General features: G+C 39.9%; 16 protein-coding genes and 1 other annotated feature. Of the genes, 12 read left to right on the forward strand and 4 right to left on the reverse strand.

Going from position 1 to position 15,829, the window contains the following annotated elements; genetic code table 11:
* Positions 1–89: 89 nt before the first annotated feature.
* The gene (locus tag ACGLXV_RS11830) at positions 90–602 is read right to left on the reverse strand and encodes a gamma carbonic anhydrase (protein ID WP_391558747.1); all 513 of its coding nucleotides are present in this window, start codon (positions 600–602) and stop codon (positions 90–92) included.
* Positions 603–694: 92 nt separating this feature from the next.
* On the opposite strand from ACGLXV_RS11830, the gene ACGLXV_RS11835 reads away from it, so the two are divergent.
* Together ACGLXV_RS11835 and ACGLXV_RS11840 are read left to right on the forward strand one after the other, a co-directional pair.
* A complete protein-coding gene (locus ACGLXV_RS11835; RefSeq protein WP_391558748.1) occupies positions 695–1,498 on the forward strand; it encodes an alpha/beta hydrolase in 804 nt (267 codons plus the stop codon).
* A 14-nt stretch (positions 1,499–1,512) separates the two neighbouring features.
* Positions 1,513–2,598, forward strand: coding sequence for a tetraprenyl-beta-curcumene synthase family protein (locus tag ACGLXV_RS11840; protein WP_391558749.1), 1,086 nt, complete (start codon positions 1,513–1,515; stop codon positions 2,596–2,598).
* 32 nt (positions 2,599–2,630) lie between these two features.
* On the opposite strand, the gene mnmM is transcribed toward ACGLXV_RS11840, so the two are convergent.
* Positions 2,631–3,206, reverse strand: coding sequence for a tRNA 5-(aminomethyl)-2-thiouridylate-methyltransferase MnmM (gene mnmM, locus ACGLXV_RS11845; RefSeq protein ID WP_391558750.1), 576 nt, complete (start codon positions 3,204–3,206; stop codon positions 2,631–2,633).
* The gene (gene mnmL, locus ACGLXV_RS11850; RefSeq protein ID WP_391558751.1) at positions 3,203–4,165 is read right to left on the reverse strand and encodes a tRNA modification radical SAM protein MnmL/YtqA; all 963 of its coding nucleotides are present in this window, start codon (positions 4,163–4,165) and stop codon (positions 3,203–3,205) included. Before mnmL ends, mnmM begins: the two co-directional genes overlap by 4 nt.
* Before the next feature lie 178 nt (positions 4,166–4,343).
* Here mnmL and ACGLXV_RS11855 point away from each other — a divergent pair, with 178 nt between their 5' ends.
* The 10 genes from ACGLXV_RS11855 (at position 4,344) to ACGLXV_RS11900 (ending at position 14,358) form a co-directional block, all read left to right on the forward strand.
* Positions 4,344–4,607, forward strand: a complete 264-nt coding sequence (locus ACGLXV_RS11855; RefSeq protein ID WP_391558752.1) for a YtzC family protein — start codon at positions 4,344–4,346, stop codon at positions 4,605–4,607.
* A gap of 10 nt (positions 4,608–4,617) precedes the next feature.
* Positions 4,618–4,797: a glycogen biosynthesis protein GlgD gene (locus tag ACGLXV_RS11860; protein WP_391558753.1), complete on the forward strand. Its 180-nt coding sequence runs from the start codon at positions 4,618–4,620 to the stop codon at positions 4,795–4,797.
* A gap of 174 nt (positions 4,798–4,971) precedes the next feature.
* On the forward strand, positions 4,972–6,168 hold the full coding sequence (locus ACGLXV_RS11865) for an MDR family MFS transporter (RefSeq protein ID WP_391558754.1): 1,197 nt from the start codon (positions 4,972–4,974) through the stop codon (positions 6,166–6,168).
* Between the two features lie 131 nt (positions 6,169–6,299).
* The gene (locus ACGLXV_RS11870) at positions 6,300–7,019 is read left to right on the forward strand and encodes a toast rack family protein (RefSeq protein WP_391558755.1); all 720 of its coding nucleotides are present in this window, start codon (positions 6,300–6,302) and stop codon (positions 7,017–7,019) included.
* Between the two features lie 106 nt (positions 7,020–7,125).
* On the forward strand, positions 7,126–8,487 hold the full coding sequence (locus tag ACGLXV_RS11875; RefSeq protein ID WP_391558756.1) for a sigma-54 interaction domain-containing protein: 1,362 nt from the start codon (positions 7,126–7,128) through the stop codon (positions 8,485–8,487).
* A gap of 293 nt (positions 8,488–8,780) precedes the next feature.
* A complete protein-coding gene (locus tag ACGLXV_RS11880) occupies positions 8,781–10,100 on the forward strand; it encodes a GntP family permease (protein WP_391558757.1) in 1,320 nt (439 codons plus the stop codon).
* Between the two features lie 13 nt (positions 10,101–10,113).
* Entirely contained in the window at positions 10,114–10,890 is a 777-nt protein-coding gene (locus ACGLXV_RS11885; RefSeq protein WP_391558758.1) for a 3-hydroxybutyrate dehydrogenase, read from the forward strand.
* 96 nt (positions 10,891–10,986) lie between these two features.
* Positions 10,987–11,206: a binding site (T-box leader), on the forward strand.
* Between the two features lie 53 nt (positions 11,207–11,259).
* The gene (gene leuS, locus ACGLXV_RS11890; protein WP_391558759.1) at positions 11,260–13,674 is read left to right on the forward strand and encodes a leucine--tRNA ligase; all 2,415 of its coding nucleotides are present in this window, start codon (positions 11,260–11,262) and stop codon (positions 13,672–13,674) included.
* Positions 13,675–13,785: 111 nt separating this feature from the next.
* On the forward strand, positions 13,786–14,085 hold the full coding sequence (locus tag ACGLXV_RS11895) for a rhodanese-like domain-containing protein (protein ID WP_119709527.1): 300 nt from the start codon (positions 13,786–13,788) through the stop codon (positions 14,083–14,085).
* A 90-nt stretch (positions 14,086–14,175) separates the two neighbouring features.
* Positions 14,176–14,358 (forward strand): sporulation protein Cse60, encoded by a 183-nt coding sequence (locus ACGLXV_RS11900; RefSeq protein WP_066057499.1) that lies wholly within the window; start codon positions 14,176–14,178, stop codon positions 14,356–14,358.
* Between the two features lie 13 nt (positions 14,359–14,371).
* On the opposite strand, the gene ACGLXV_RS11905 is transcribed toward ACGLXV_RS11900, so the two are convergent.
* Positions 14,372–15,643: a BaiN/RdsA family NAD(P)/FAD-dependent oxidoreductase gene (locus tag ACGLXV_RS11905; protein ID WP_391558792.1), complete on the reverse strand. Its 1,272-nt coding sequence runs from the start codon at positions 15,641–15,643 to the stop codon at positions 14,372–14,374.
* Between the last annotated feature and the right edge of the window lie 186 nt (positions 15,644–15,829).

A 15,829-nucleotide genomic window follows, 5' to 3' on the forward strand; every position in this document is an offset into this window, starting at 1 on the left:
GGCACCACCGATACAACATGTAGTTAAGCATTCTATTTCTAGTTATATCGGCATATTTCTTCTAGTTTCAAGATATTTTTTAAGAATTCTTATTTTTGTATCGATTTGTAGTATTGTCCTTTTTCTACGTACTGGTTCATGATTCTGTCACGATCCTTAATATCTTCCTCAGTTAACTCGCGAATCACCTTGGCAGGGCGACCAAACGCAAGAGTGTTCGGTGGGATTTTCTTTCCTTGAGGAACTAAACTTCCGGCTCCAATGAATGCACCTTCGCCAATTTCTGCCTGATCTAGTATAATAGAACCCATTCCAACTAAAGCTTTCTTTCGGATGACGCAGCTATGCAAAATAACTTGGTGACCGATGGTGACTTCGTCTTCAATTATGAGCGGATTATTTGGACTTTGGTGTAAAATAGAGTTATCCTGAATGTTCACGCGGTCCCCTATTATTGTTGGGGCAACATCTCCGCGGATAACAGTACCGAACCATATGCTTGTTTGTTCACCAATGACAACATCTCCGGTTACCGTTGTATATTCGGCAAGGTACGCAGTTTCGGCAATTCTCGGGGTTTTATCATGATAAGGATAAATCATAAACATCCTCCTTTATGTAATGTAATCATATATATTTACTATAACGAATTTACATAATATTTTCTTATACTTTTTTAGAAGGGGCAATACATATGTGGAAATGGGAAGCAGAAGGGAATGCTAAAGCAGTTATTGTTATCGTTCATGGGGCGATGGAGCATCATAGAAGATACGGTTGGCTTATTGAGCAGTGGAGAAATTCGGGCTTTCATGTCGTCATGGGTGATTTGCCTGGTCATGGATTAACGACAAGATCAAGAAGAGGGCATATCGATTCATTTGAAGAATACGTGGATGAAGTAAAAAAGTGGATTGATGCATCGTATCAATTTGATTTGCCTGTATTCTTAATTGGTCACAGCATGGGAGGACTGATTTCACTAAGACTTCTACAAAAAGAGAGATTAAATGTAGCTGGTGTCATTCTTTCATCTCCTTGCTTAGGTTTAGTGAACAAGCCTTCTCCAATCTTACACGCGGCAACCTTTATTTTAAATAAAGTGTTCCCAGCCTTACGAGTATCTTCAGGAATTTCTTTAGACATGGTGACGAGAAATGAAGATGTAAGAGAGTTGGACCTTAAAGACACTTTATATGTAAAAAAGATATCTGTACGCTGGTATCGTGAGCTAGAAGAAGCGATGAAGAATGCATTCGCAATGATTAAAAGAACTCAGGACACACCATTATTGGTCGTTCAAAGTGGGGATGACAGGGTCGTAGATAAAGAGAAAGTAAGAAATTGGTTCAACTCTGTCCCTTTATCGGAAAAACGTTTCAAGGAATGGCCAAAATGCTATCATGAAGTGTTTAATGAACCAGAACGGGAAGAAGTATTTATATATGTTAAAGATTTCGTGGAAGGTCAATTAAAAGGACTAGGATATATTGTGTGAGTGAGGTGAAATGAATGAGTGTTCCAACAATGCCCATCAGCTTAATGACGGAAGTGTATAGGAAGGTTCTACCTGCTGTTCATAGAGAACTGAAGGGTTGGAAGGCGCGAGCGGAAGAAATACCGAATCTAGAACTTCGGAAGCAAGCGCTAGCTAGCATTGAACACAAAGCGTTTCATTGTGAAGGCGGTGGAATTCTTTCTTTAATGGGAATGGACCGCTATGAAGAAGCGATTCGCTTTATCGTTGCTTATCAGACAATTAGTGATTATTTAGACAATTTATGTGACCGGAGTACTTCTCTTGACCCGATCGATTTTGCGACGTTGCATGAATCAATGGAACATGCTCTCACTGTTGGGAAAGAGCAGAAAAATTATTATGAGCATCGCGAAGACCAAGATGATGGAGGGTATTTACATGATCTAGTGGCAACCTGTCAGGAGGTCCTTGCAGGGTTAGATAATTACGAAATGATTCGGGAGCATTTGCTTGAGTTATGCCGTTATTATTGCGATTTACAAATTCATAAGCATGTTCAACACGAAGAACGAATTCCCCGGCTCAAAAATTGGTTTGGTAAGCATAGAAGCAAAATACCTGAAATGGAGTGGTATGAATTTTCTGCTTGCTCTGGTTCTACATTAGGAATTTTCTGCCTTGTTTCATTTGCTATGAGCGAAGGATTTACTCATCACCATGCGAATTCTATTCGTGAAGGTTATTTCCCTTATGTACAAGGATTACATATTCTTCTGGATTACTTTATTGACCAAGAAGAGGATTTAGATGGTGGAGATCTTAATTTTTGTTTTTACTATAAAGATGAAAAAGCGCTGTTTGAACGACTCAATCATTTTGTAAATGAAGCAGATCGCCACATTGAAAATCTGCCGTATAAAAGATTTCATCAGTTGATTAACCGAGGCTTAGTAGGTATATATTTATCAGATGATAAAGTACGTAATCAAAGAGGAGTAAGAAAACTTTCTCGAACAATGATCTGGAATTCAGGTCCTGTAGGTTTATTTTTCTATATTAATGGGCGTTTGTATCGCTCCGTGCAAAAATGGAATATATTTCGAACGCGTACACAGTAAAACAGTCTGAAATCAAATTTCAGACTGTTTTTTTATGATCGTTTTTCAATAGCAATGATAAATGGGGCATTGTTTTTTTGATTTTCAAACTGATAACGAAGGACATGCGCCTTTTGTTGGTCTAACTCTTTCACATATTGTAAAAGTTTATCCCGTTCAATCGCACCTTCTTCATGCCCATGATAAATGACAAGGACAATGATCCCCTCAACAGCTAAAAGGTCTAATAGCTGCTCAATTGCAGAGATAGTAGTTTCAGGTTTTGTAACAATGCTCTTGTCTCCGCCAGGAAGATATCCTAAGTTGAAGATCGCTGCTGTTATTCTTCCTTTTGCTGATTCTGGAATGAAGGCATTCAACTCTTCATGTCCACGATGGATTAGGGTGACGCGATCTGAAAGGTTTTCCTCCGCTAGGCGCTCTTTAGTCGCTTGAATGGCTTGTTCTTGAATATCAAAACCATACACATGTCCGCCAGCGCTTGTGAGCTTTGCTAAAAAATAAGTATCATGTCCATTTCCTAAAGTAGCATCTACTGCTACGGTATCCTTGAGAAATGCCTTTTCTAGCAAGCTTCTCGCAAAGGGCAAAATTCTCTCTAGCTTCATAAGCTGCTGGCCTCCACACGATAGAACTTCCCTTGCCAGCTGTCTCGTCTTTTGAGTTCAGCGTCAATCGCATTTAATACTTCCCATTTATTCACGCTCCACATGGGTCCGATCATTAAATCAATCGGTCCATCCCCCGTAATTCGATGGACAATCATTTCAGGTGGTAAAATTTCTAATTGGTCACATACTAAGCTTACGTAGTTTTCAAAAGAAAGAAATTCAAGCATTCCCTTTTCATATTGCTTTACCATAGGTGTTCCCTTTAAAAGGTGTAATAAATGAATCTTAATTCCTTGTACGTCCAGCTTTGCCACTTCTTTTGCTGTTGTCATCATCATGTCATATGACTCAAGTGGCAACCCATTAATAATATGTGAGCAAATTCGAATATTATGCTTGCGAAGCTTGTTTACTCCCTCCACGTAACATTGGTAATCATGAGCTCTGTTTATCAATAGTGCTGTTCGTTCATGAACGGTTTGAAGACCTAACTCTACCCATAAGTAGGTTCTCTTATTGAGTTCAGCTAAATACTCAACCACCTCGTCAGGTAGACAATCAGGTCTTGTAGCTATAGATATACCTACAACGCCTTCTTGTGAAAGGACACTTTCGAATTTTTCTTTTAATTCCTCAATTGGCCCATGTGTGTTCGTATAGGCTTGAAAATAAGCCATATACTTGCCATCTTTCCATTTTGAGTGCATTTTCTCTTTTATATGTTGGAACTGTGTCGTTAAATCATCTACTCTATTTCCTGCGAAGTCTCCTGAGCCTGCTGCGCTACAAAAGGTACAGCCCCCATAAGCAACAGTGCCGTCTCGGTTTGGACAATCAAAGCCTCCATCAAGTGCTACTTTAAAAACTTTATGTCCAAAGGTTTTTCTTAAGTGGTAATTCCATGTATGATATCGCTTATTATCTGATGCATATAAAAAAGGATGTAACTTACTCACCTACGTAATCTCCTTACAATCAAAGTATTCTCATTTTATCAGAAAAAGGGTGGACAACCAACTGAATAAATGATTGGTGAGTTCTGCCACTAGAGAGAAGTTGTAAGAAAAGGGGTATTTGCACAAACTACATATGAAGCATATTGCTTCTTGTCAGAAGAATAGGGGGGCTTTAAGAATGGCAACTCATGAATCCATGAATAACCTCTTTGAGAAATGTAATGCGGTTCTCCGAAATGCAGAGACGCAGTATATCGTAAGCAGTAAACAGGATCATTATAACGATGAGAACCTTGATATTGCTATGAGAGAGCTTGAGGATGCATACAATGATGTCGCAAAAATGGCATTAAGTGCAAATGAGGTACAACGAGAAGAGTTACACCGTATGAGGCTGCAAATTCAGCAGCTCCAAAACCAAATGACGTTACTTGATCGATAGGGGGAGAAGCATGAAAAAGCGTTCAAAACAAAACAACCCTGAACAAAAAACAAGAAACGGAATCAACAATCAAGACGTAGAGCTTGGATCTGATTACGATCAGGTCAAAGCATCAAAAAAGAAGTATGAAAACAGTGGCGGCCAGCCTGTGAAATCTAAATTTCATCCAGAACCAGAGCAGAGCTCTTAATATGATAAGAGTCCCACAGTCGTTGGGACTCTTATTTTTTGTTAAGAATTGATTGAATATTTTTACTCTCTTTTTGTCAATAGAAAATGATTGATGTTTCCTTACGAACCAACTAAAATTATTTCTAGACTCGAAATTGTAAATACTTCTAACAAAGAAAAGGGGCGTTTTTTCATGCCTAGAGCTCTATGGTTACTAATTATAGGGATGGCGGTGAATGTAACCGGCTCTTCTTTTTTATGGCCTTTAAACACGATTTACATCCATGAGCACTTAGGAAAATCATTGACGGTGGCTGGGATTGTTCTTATGTTGAACGCTGGTGCAAGTGTAGCGGGTAATTTATTTGGTGGAGCTTTGTTTGATAAAATTGGTGGTTATAAAGCCATTTTACTTGGAATCGGGATTACTGTGGCCGCACTTATAGGCCTTACCTTTTGGCATGGGTGGCCCATGTATGTTGTCTTTTTAACAATCATTGGTTTTGGTTCTGGAATCGTTTTTCCTTCTATGTACGCAATGGCAGGAACCGTATGGAAAGAAGGAGGAAGAAGTGCATTTAATGCTATTTATGTGGCCCAAAATTTAGGGGTAGCTATTGGTGCTGCTCTTGGCGGTCTGGTTGCATCGTATTCCTTTCAGTGGATTTTTGTCGCCAATACACTAATGTATATTCTCTTTTTATTCATAGCTGTGTTTGGTTATCGTGGAATACAATCAAGTAATAGTGGTGGTAAGCAGACTAATATTTTAGAACAATCTACTTCAGTGAAAAGTCATGCAAAGCTATATGCACTTTTGATTTTATGTATCGGGTATTTGTTATGCTGGGTTGGTTATGTACAGTGGCAGTCTACCATTGCTTCACACACACAGGAGCTTGGGATTTCATTAAAGCAATACAGTGTTTTATGGACTATAAACGGTGCGTTGATAGTTGTTGCTCAGCCCATCATTAATAAATTGTTGAAACCATTTGCTCATCAAATCAAAGGGCAAATTATCACAGGTATTCTTATATTTATTCTTTCATTTGTCGTTGCTTCTGTAGCAAATGAATTTTCTGGATTCCTGACAGCAATGGTCATTCTAACGATTGGTGAAATGCTTGTCTGGCCGGCGGTACCAACCATTGCTGATAAGTTAGCTCCTAAGGGGAGAGAAGGATTTTATCAGGGAATCGTCAATAGTACGGCAACAGGTGGCAGAATGATCGGTCCACTATTGGGAGGAATACTCGTAGACTTTTATGGCCATCAGATGATGTTGTTAATCTTAATCACATTATTTGTGATCTCCATTGTAACCACATTTATATATGATCGAAGTCTTCAATCAAGAAAAATGCAATTCAAACAAGCTAGCTTATAAAATGAGCTAGTTTTTTGTATTACTCAGATGATTCTACGCCTTAAGTCCGAGGAGAAGTTAAAGCTTGCGCCTCGCTACTTTTTTTCAATGTCCTTCTATAATCAAGGTATAGAATTCAAGGAGGAAGAAAAATGAAAAAATTAATATATGGAGTTGTGGTAGCTACGGGAGCACTTATGCTTGCAGGGTGTAATATTTTGGCAGTTGGGAAAGATGCTTATGAAAAAAGTCTATTGGTTAAAAGTGATAAAGCAGAAGAGCTAGAGCTTGAGGTAAACATGGGAGCGGGAGAATTAACCCTGGAACAAGGATCAAAGGAGTGGGTAACTGGAGTGGCGAAGTACAACAATAAAGAGTTAGAGCCTGAGGTTTCCTATAAATTAACCGGAGATACAGGGGAAATAACTATTGACCAATCAAAGAGCGAAGATATCAATGTAAATAAAGGCGGCCTAAAAAATGAATGGAATCTAAAGGCAACGAATAAAGTTCCAATGGAATTGATTGTGAACTCTGGTGCTTCCGCTAGTACATTGAACTTATCAGGATTAAAGCTTCAAGACCTTCAAATTAACGCCGGTGTTGGAGATCTTACTGTTGATTTAAGCGGAGACTGGAACAATAGTTTTGATGTAAATATGGATATGGGGGTAGGCGTAACAACATTGATTTTACCTAAAGATGTTGGGGTAAAGGTTATTTCGGAAAAAGGATTAGGAGTAAGATCAGTGGAAGGATTATCGTCAGAGGGAGATGGTGTCTACGTAAATGACAAGCTTGGCAAAAGTGACGTCACAATAACGGTGAATGCGGATCTAGGAATTGGGGAGTTTGAGATTAAAGAGGAGTAGTCACTAATTAGGTGGGGGAACTGATTGAGATAATCGATCAGTTTTTTTGCTTTACACCATTATCTGAAAAATATGATAATGGAATAAAAAGCGGGGGAGCCATCTAATGATTCATGCCTTGTCAAAGCTTTCAGTGGATACGATTGAAACAATTGTTGAAAATGCATTTGAGTGGCTAGTTGTTGTTGATAGGGAAGGCTTAATCACTTATATAAATAAAAATTATTGTGAGTTTCTTGACGTGAACAGAGATGAAGTAATTGGGGTTCATGTTTCAAAGGTAATAGAGAATTCAAGAATGCATATTGTAGCGAGCACAGGAAAGGAAGAAATTGCAGATCTCCAGTATATTAAAGGCAATTATATGATTGCGAATCGTATTCCTATTTTTTCAAAAGGGGAAGTGATCGGGGCATTTGGAACCGTTTTCTTTCGAGATACACAAGAATGGATGAAGATGAACTCACATGTAAAGAGCTTGCTTTCAAAGATGCAAAGTTACATACAAGATCTTGATCGAAGTGTGAAATACTCATTAGAGGATATTCTAGGGACTTCAAGGCAAATTGTCAGCTTAAAAGAAAAGGTCAAGATGATTGCAGCGAGTGATATATCGATACTAATTCGGGGAGAAAGCGGTACGGGAAAAGAGCTTTTTGCGCACAGCATTCATCAGCTAAGCAATCGAAGTCATCAGCCATTCGTTAAGATCAATTGTGCAGCCATCCCAGAGCATCTATTAGAATCTGAACTTTTTGGTTATGAGGAGGGCGCGTTTACAGGGGCAAAGAAAGGTGGAAAAAAAGGAAAGTTTCATCTAGCGGATGGAGGAACTCTCTTCTTAGACGAAGTGGGCGACATGCCATTAAATATGCAGGTGAAGTTGCTGCGTGCACTTCAGGAAGGAGAAATTGAAAGTGTTGGGGCACTAAAGCCAATGAATGTAGATGTTCGGATTATTGCTGCGACTAACCGTCCGTTAGAAAAAATGATGGAGGAAAAACGATTTCGGGAAGATCTTTTTTATCGGATTAATGTCGTTCCCTTTCAAGTCCCCTCATTACGTGAAAGAATGGAAGATATCCCTATCTTACTAGATTACTTTATTAATAAGATTACAAGAAAAAGTGGGAAAAGAATACATGGAGTGAGTGAAGAAGTCTCTGAATTGCTTCAAACGTATAGTTGGCCAGGAAATATCCGAGAGCTAGAAAATGTGATGGAGGCGGCCATTCACTTATCAAATGGAGAAATCATCACAGTGGAGTCCTTACCGGATTATATTCATGACTCGTCTGTTTACCCACTTGGAAAAATGAAGCTAAAGGAAATAATGGACGAAACCGAGCGAAGAGTTCTTCAGCAAAGCTTAGTAAAGTATAATCATGATAAACTTTTGGCAGCTAAAGCACTAGGAATTAGTAAATCAACTATGTATGATAAATTAAAAAAATATGGGCTTGAGTAGTCCAGATATCCGGAATGTGTTCCAGATTTCTGGACTTCTTTCTGTCTATGATTTTATTAAGCCCATTCAGGTAAAGGACATGTTTTTTTGGAAATCTATTCTATGATTTTTGAGATCTAATAGACTGTTCAGTCCGGAAATCCGGAAAGAATGTTCAACAAATAGTCATAAAATCACATCACAATAAGGATTAACAGTTTGGCACGATCCTTGCATAAATAAAAGGGAAAGGAGGATGTAAAAGAAAGATGTAACCGCTTGCAATTTAGTTTGACAACAAAGGGGGAAATAAGATGCTAAGTATGATTGGTTTAATTGGGGGTTTGGCCTTATTAATTTTCTTAACGATGCGAGGAATGAATTTACTTGTCGCAGGTCCATTATCAGCACTGTTTGTTGCTGTTCTGAATGGAATGCCATTGTTTCCACAACTTGTAGTAGAAGGGGAAGCGAACCTTGTTGGAAACTATATGTCTGGTTTTTCTAGCTTTGTTACGGCATGGTATTTAATGTTCCTTTTAGGGGCTATCTTTGGAAAAGTTATGGAAGATAGCGGTGCAGCTGATTCAGTTTCTAGGTTGATTGTTGAGAAGCTTGGAATGAAGTATGCCATTCTTGCCATTGTTGCTGCCTGTGCGGTGTTAACGTATGGAGGAGTCAGTTTGTTCGTTGTGGCCTTTTCAGTCTATCCGATGGCACTTAGTTTGTTTAAACAAGCGAACTTACCACGACGTTTCATACCTGCAGCATTAGCATTCGGATCGGTTACCTTTACGATGACCTCTGCTGGCTCACCTGAAATTCAAAACTGGATTCCAATCGATTATTTGAATACTTCTCCTTATGCGGGATGGGAAGTTAGCTTAATTGTTGCAGTATTTATGATGATTTTTGGTTATTGGTGGCTAAAGCGCATGATTACAAAAGCGGTAGAAAAAGGGGAGCGCTTTGTTGAACGAGATGGTGATCCGGTCAATGAAGAAAGAGAACTACCAAATCCTTTAATGGGTATTTTGCCGTTAGTCGTGGTTCTTGCGATTTCATTTATTTTCCATGATTCCTTAAAGCAATCGGCACTTATCATTGCACTTTTGGGTGGTGTTATCGCGACGTATGCCCTTAACCGTAAATATTTTAAAAACTTTTGGAGTGCTGTTTCAGAAGGGACTCTTGGAGCGTTAATTGCCATAGGAAATACAGCAGCTGTTGTTGGATTTGGTGGTGTAGCGAAGGCAGTTCCTGCATTTGGAGTGGCTGTTGACTTTATGACGAGCATTCCGGGAAGCCCTCTTATTGGAGGTGCGATAGCAGTTAGTGTCATTGCTGGTATGACAGGTTCAGCCTCTGGTGGTCAAGCGATTGCATTGCCGTTACTTGCGCCTCACTACATGGATATGGGAGTCAATCCGGAAGCGCTCCACCGAGTCGTAGCTATTTCATCTGGAGCATTGGACTCTCTCCCTCATAACGGATATGTGGTCACCACTGTTCGGGCCATTTGTGGGGAAAGTCATAAGGATGCATACAATCCAGTTGGTGCAGTAACCGTCATAGTACCAACCCTAGGTGTTATTCTGGCGATTATTTTGTTCTCTTTAGGTGTAGGAATCTAGAAAGGAGTTTCTTATGAAGGACCAATCGATTGTTTTTGTGACGGGGGCAGCCCAGGGAATAGGGTATGAGATTAGTAGAAAGTTTGCTGAGCAAGGTGCAAAGATTGTCTTAACAGATGTCAATGAAGAGGCGGTTGTCGCTTCAGCAAACGAGCTTCGAGGGTTAGGTTTTGAGGCAATAGGAATCAAATGCGATGTAACAAAGGAAGAAGAAATTATTGCAGCGATTAACCATGTGATTTCTCATTTAGGATCAATTGATGTGTTAATCAATAATGCAGGACTTCAACATGTATCATATATTGAGGATTTTCCTACAGAAAGGTTTGAGCTGTTGATAAAAGTCATGTTAACGGCACCGTTTATGTTAACAAAGCATGTGTTGCCTCATATGAAAAAACAAAACTTCGGACGAATCATTAATATGGCATCTATCAATGGGTTAGTTGGGTTCGCTGGTAAAGCCGCTTACAATAGCGCGAAGCATGGAGTCATTGGGTTAACGAAAGTAACAGCCTTGGAAGCAGCAACCTATGGGATTACGGTGAACGCTCTTTGCCCAGGTTATGTAGACACTCCACTGGTACGTAATCAGTTAGCAGATCTAGCCAAGACAAGAGGTGTGGAACTAGAAAGAGTTCTCGAGGACGTTCTCTACCCACTCGTCCCACAAAAACGCTTGTTAACTGTTGACGAGATTGCGAGTTACGCGATATTTCTGTCAAGTGAAGCGGCAAAAGGGATTACTGGTCAAGCGGTTGTTATTGACGCAGGCTATACGGTTCAATAAAAAAATAAACACACTCTACTCCTTATCTTCATATGCTACAAAACACAACTTGCATCGAGCTAGAAAATACACTACAATAGCATCATACTTAAATATGTGGTGACCATGATAAGGAGTAGTAGTGAGAAATACCTGAAAGTAGAGAGTTGACGGATGGTGAAAGTCAACCAGGTGTCCATGAACTCGCCTTTGAGTCGCAAGTGTGAAAGGAAAGTAATGCTTGCCGTATTCCGCGTTAAGGATAATGAAGCGAGTGACTTGTGCACTAATGTGGGTGGTACCGCGGGAGATTCTACATAATCCTCTCGTCCCTTTTTATAGGGACGGGATTTTTTGCGTTTAAACAAGTATTTTTAGGAGGAATTAAAAGTGAGCTTTAATCATCAAGAAATTGAAAAAAAGTGGCAGAGCTTTTGGGATGCTAATAAGACGTTTCAAACAAGTGAAGAAAAAGGAAAGCGCAAATTTTATGCGTTAGATATGTTTCCGTATCCATCTGGAGCAGGACTGCATGTAGGACATCCAGAAGGTTACACTGCAACAGATATTTTATCACGTATGAAGCGTGCGCAAGGCTATAACGTATTACACCCAATGGGATGGGATGCGTTTGGTCTTCCAGCTGAGCAATATGCATTAGACACAGGGAATGATCCTGCTGAATTTACAGCATTAAATATTGCAACATTTAAGCGCCAAATCAAGGCTTTAGGTTTCTCATACGATTGGGATCGCGAAGTGAACACTACAGATCCTGAATATTATAAATGGACACAATGGATTTTCTTAAAATTGTTTGAAAAAGGCCTAGCCTATATTGATGAGGTAGCCGTAAACTGGTGTCCAGCTCTTGGAACGGTATTATCAAATGAAGAAGTCATTGATGGAAAAAGTGAACGTGGTGGTCATCCCGTTGAACGCCGTCCAATGAAGCAGTGGGTATTAAAAATTACTGCGTATGCGGATCGTTTATTAGAGGACTTGGAAGAACTTGACTGGCCAGAAAGCTTAAAGGATATGCAACGCAACTGGATCGGTCGATCTGAAGGAGCCGAGATTACTTTTAACATTGAGGGTAACGATGGTCAGTTCACGGTTTTTACAACAAGACCTGATACGTTATTCGGTGCCACCTATGCGGTATTAGCACCCGAGCATGCTTTAGTTGAAAGTATTACGACAGCAGAGCAGCGTGACGCGGTTCAAGCATATATTGAACAGATCAAGAGTAAAAGTGATTTGGAGCGAACGGATTTAGCGAAAGACAAAACGGGTGTATTTACGGGTGCTTATGCAATTAATCCGGTTAATGGAGCGAAAATGCCAATCTGGATCGCTGATTATGTACTTGTTAGCTATGGAACAGGAGCAATTATGGCGGTACCAGGTCATGATGAGAGAGACTACGAATTTGCTAAGAAATTCGAATTGCCAATTGTGGAAGTAGTTGCAGGTGGAGATGTTTCAAAGGAAGCTTACACAGGTGATGGTGAGCATGTAAACTCTGACTTCTTAAATGGAATGAACAAAGAAGAAGCCATTTCTCGAATGATTGCTTGGTTAGAGGAAAAAGAAATCGGAACGAAGAAGGTTACGTACCGTCTACGCGATTGGTTATTTAGCCGTCAACGCTATTGGGGAGAGCCAATTCCAGTCATTCACTGGGAAGACGGGACAATGACAGCTGTTCCTGATTCAGAGCTTCCATTGATGTTGCCAAAAACGACAGAAATTCGTCCGTCTGGAACAGGCGAATCGCCACTTGCGAATATCGAAGACTGGGTAAACGTAGTTGACCCTGTAACAGGGAAAAAAGGACGTCGTGAAACAAATACGATGCCGCAATGGGCAGGAAGCTGCTGGTACTACTTACGTTATATTGATCCGAAGAATGATCAAGCGTTAGCAGATCCAGAAAAATTAAAAGAGTGGCTTCCAGTTGATATTTATATCGGTGGGGCAGAGCATGCGGTTCTTCACTTACTTTATGCTCGATTCTGGCATAAGTTTTTGTATGATATCGGCGTAGTAAGCACAAAAGAACCATTCCAAAAATTGTTTAACCAAGGGATGATTCTTGGGGAAAACAATGAAAAAATGAGTAAATCAAAAGGGAATGTTGTAAACCCTGACGAAATCGTTGGAACCCATGGTGCTGATACTCTACGTTTATACGAAATGTTCATGGGTCCACTTGAGGCTTCTATTGCATGGTCTACACAAGGGTTAGACGGTTCACGCCGCTTCCTAGACCGTATTTGGCGTTTGTTAGTGGATGAAAATGGTGAAATCGCTGAGAAGGTTCAATCTGCTGATTCTTCTAGCCTTGAAAAGGTTTATCACCAAACTGTGAAAAAGGTGACAGAGGACTTTGAAGGATTACGCTTTAATACGGCTATTTCTCAGTTAATGGTATTTATTAACGAAGCTTATAAAACGCCAGTGCTTCCAAAAGACTATGTGGAGGGCTTTGTGAAATTGCTTGCTCCGATTTGTCCACATATCGCTGAAGAGCTTTGGTCAAAGTTAGGTCATAGCGAAAGCATCTCCTATGAAGCTTGGCCAGCATTTGATGAAGCGAAGCTAGTTGATGATGAAGTAGAAATCGTTGTTCAAATTAACGGCAAGGTGAAGGCGAAGCTTATGGTGCCATCTGATGCAAATAAAGAAGCACTTGAGCAAATAGCTATGGATGATACAACAGTTAAAGAGCAAATTGATGGAAAAACTGTCCGCAAAGTGATTGCTGTTCCAGGAAAATTAGTTAATATTGTAGCAAATTAGTTTATGATAGGAGCTCCCCAATCACTAGGGGGCTCTTTTTCTAAAATAGAAAGATTGAAATGTACCGAGCAAGCGTGTACGATAGAAGAAAATTAAAAGGGGTAATGTTGGATGGTAAAAGAAATTACAACTGCAGAGTTACAAGAAAAGCTAGAAAAAGGGGAAAAGCTAGAACTGATCGACGTGCGTGAGGATGAAGAAGTAGCTGCTGGAATGATTCCTGGTGCAAAGCATATTAAAATGGGCGAAATCCCTATGCGTTTAGACGAATTAGATCAAGATACGGAGTACATATTCATTTGTCGCTCAGGTGGAAGAAGTGAAAATGTGTGCTATTTCTTGCATGATCACGGCTATAATGTAGTAAATATGGTCGGTGGCATGATGAAATGGACTGGAAAAGTAGAATAATGTAGTGGGGGCCTAGGAAACTAGGCTTTTTTTACGCTTTTAAAATATCTGAATTTTGTTAATACTCCATAATAAAAAGGAGTGAGATCAATGATTCAAGTAAAACTGTTTGATGAGGAGCATGAAAAAGACCTTGAAAAGAAAATGAATCGTTTTCTCGAAAAGGTGGATGAACAAAAACTAGTTGATATTAAATACAATATTGCTGCCTTACCAGAGGACGTGGATGAGCAAATTTATTGTTTTACAGCCATGATTATATATAAAGCCTGAGGAAGAAAAAACCTCAGGCTTGACTCAAGGCATATTCGGCACTATTGACTCCAGCTAATCGTCCGGTCACAAGGGCAGAAGTAATATTATACCCACCAGTATATCCGTGGATATCCAGTATCTCCCCACAAAAATACAATCCATCAACAAGCTTGGATGCCATTGTTTGTGGTTCAACCTCTTTCACAGACACTCCGCCACCTGTAACAAAGGCTTTTTCTAGGGAAAGAGTTCCATTCACCTTAAACTGAAACTGTTTGCAGGCTTTCACAAAGTTTCGAAGCTTATCATGGGAAATGACTCCACCCTGTTCGTTTGCATCGATGTCAGCAACCTGTAATAAAAACAATAAATAGCGTTCGGGTAAATAGCCCTTAAGTATATTTTTTACACTTTTCTTTGGATCGGCCTTCACCATCGCAATGATTTCTTGGAATAGTGGCTCCTCTTTTTTACCTGGAAGGGCATCAATACTCATTACTACTTCCTTTAGGTTCCACTTTTTCATCGCCTTCACCACATACTGGCTGCAACGAAGTACTGCTGGGCCACTAATCCCAAAGTGAGTGAAAATCATATCCATCTCATGGGTGATGAGAGGCTTGCCCTTTGGATTCAACACACTGAGGCCGACTCCACGTAATGACAATCCTTGTAGCTCCTTTGACTGAATGAAAGGTTCATTTGAAGTAATAGGAACTTCTGTTGGAAATAATTCTGTGATGGTATGTCCGGCCTTTTCCGCCCAAGCATATCCATCTCCTGTAGATCCGGTATGAGGGACCGATTTGCCTCCAACTGCCAAAATAATTGATGAGGCAGAGTATCTCTCTTTGTTTTTTAATCGAACAGCGGATGCTTTCCCATCTTCATATTCCACTGTTTCGACTGGGGAGTTTGTAAGCATATCCACCTTAAGCTCTTTCATCCTTGTGATCATTGCATCAACAACAGATTGTGCTTTATCTGAAACAGGAAACATCCGCCCGTGGTCTTCCTCCTTCAATTGAATGCCAAGCTTTTCAAAAAAAGAAATAATGTCCTCGTTATTGAATATGGAAAACGCACTATATAAAAAGCGACCGTTACCTGGGATATGCTTGATTATTTCGTCCACTGGAAGTCGATTCGTCACATTACAGCGACCACCTCCAGATATGGCAAGCTTTCGACCTAGCTTGTCTCCTTTATCAATTAAAAGTACTTTAGCTCCCTTTTCACCTGCAGCGATGGAAGCCATCAGCCCAGAAGGCCCTCCACCAATGACGATTACGTCATAGTTCATATCTTTCACCAACTTTCCATCACCATTATAAGTCAGCTTGTAAAGAAAGAAAACTTTTCCACAAAAAGTAGCATCAAAGCACGGAGTTGTGTACACTCAGATTAGGTTCACACAAAAATCACAGTTTTTTTCAAACTTTATGATAAAATATGAATTTGGCGTTTGAAATAATTTTCGGCATTTCTA

The organism is Robertmurraya sp., from assembly GCF_036676585.1.
Taxonomy (GTDB): Bacteria; Bacillota; Bacilli; order Bacillales; family Cytobacillaceae; genus Robertmurraya_A.